The sequence below is a fragment of the Acinetobacter lwoffii genome (genome assembly GCF_024129595.1).
Classification (GTDB): domain Bacteria; phylum Pseudomonadota; class Gammaproteobacteria; order Pseudomonadales; family Moraxellaceae; genus Acinetobacter; species Acinetobacter lwoffii_O.
Genome location: NZ_JAMXXS010000090.1, coordinates 1 through 885, shown reverse-complemented (window position 1 = coordinate 885; position 885 = coordinate 1). Strand labels below are relative to the sequence as shown.

Sequence of the window (885 nt, the reverse complement as noted above, 5' to 3'; positions counted from 1 at the left end):
TAGATCTCTTGCGAAAGTCATTATTGCAAGTTTATCCGGTTTACGAGTGCAGCAATTAAGTTAATGCGTAAACCGAATCTTTTCCGTCTATTTCGATAGCGTTCACTTAATATTCTAAATGTTTTCAATTGACTATTAATGTGTTCGATCACAACTCGTATTTTTCCAATCATTTTATTGTACCTTTTCTCAACATCAAATAAGGGTAAATTCTTCTTTTTCTTTATTGGTATCAATAATTTAAAGCCATCTTGCTCTAATCCGTAGTACCCTAAATCGGTCATAACATATTCACAATGTTTGAATTTCTTAACCGTTTTTCTTGCCAATTTAATATCATGCTGACTGCCATTCGATATATCTAGCCCTATGATTTGTTTGCTGTTCGGATGATAGATCACTTGTGCTTTTAGCGTATGTTTCTTCTTTTTACCACTGTAGAACTTACTCTGATTTTTTTTTCGGACGTTCTATTGAACATTCTGTCGCATCAATAATGACCCAGTTAAAGTGTTCGTCTGCTGTGGTAATGCTTCGTTTTGGCAGAGTAAAACGTCTTGATTTCATCAATGCATCTTCAACCTTTTTAATGGTTCGATTCACATTACTTTCAGCGATATGGTAATTTGCCGCTAATTCCAGTTGAGTGCTGTAGTTCCGTAAGTAATTGAGAGTTAATAACAACTGATCCTCTATATCTAAAGTATGAGGACGACCTGATTTCTTTTTGAGTGATTCTGCTTTTTCTAAAACCTCTACCATTTCAGTAAAAACATGTCGAGGTACGCCAACCAAGCGTTTGAATTCAGAATCTGAAAAACGATTTAATTTCTGATATCTCATGAAATTTATATTGAGGTGGTTTTTACTTTCGCAAGAGGTCTA

General features: G+C 34.5%; 1 protein-coding gene. It reads right to left on the bottom strand.

The window, feature by feature from the left end:
- Positions 1–20: 20 nt before the first annotated feature.
- A protein-coding gene (locus NI466_RS15775) for an IS5 family transposase (protein WP_122365483.1) occupies positions 21–843 on the bottom strand; the annotation gives its coding sequence in 2 pieces (ribosomal slippage) (positions 21–461 and positions 463–843; 822 coding nt in all).
- Positions 844–885 lie beyond the last annotated feature (42 nt).